This window comes from Streptomyces sp. SID14478 (assembly GCF_010548525.1).
In the GTDB taxonomy this organism is placed as follows: domain Bacteria; phylum Actinomycetota; class Actinomycetes; order Streptomycetales; family Streptomycetaceae; genus Streptomyces.
In genome coordinates this window covers 1-231 of sequence record NZ_JAAGMG010000205.1, presented here as the reverse complement: position 1 = coordinate 231, position 231 = coordinate 1, and the positions used below count along the sequence as shown (strand labels likewise).

Genomic DNA, 231 nt, shown 5'->3' with positions numbered 1-231 from the left:
GCGTTCGCTCTCCCGGTACAGCGCCTGGTACCCGAGCACGGTCGCCACGGCGACGGCCGCGCCGAGCAGCGGCCCGATGAACGCGCCCGGGCTGAACCCGCCGCCGTGCCCCACGTACGACGCGATGGCCGCGCCGGCGGCGAGGACCACCGCGGGCACGCCCCAGCGCACGGGCAGCAGGTGCAGGAGCAGGAAGTAGAGCGGGAAGGCCAGCCACAAACCGTCGGGGGA

Annotated in this window: 1 pseudogene; it reads right to left on the bottom strand. The window is 75.3% G+C overall.

Going from position 1 to position 231, the window contains the following annotated elements:
* Nucleotides 1-231: pseudogene (locus tag G3I40_RS07355) on the bottom strand (sensor histidine kinase); the annotation flags it as partial.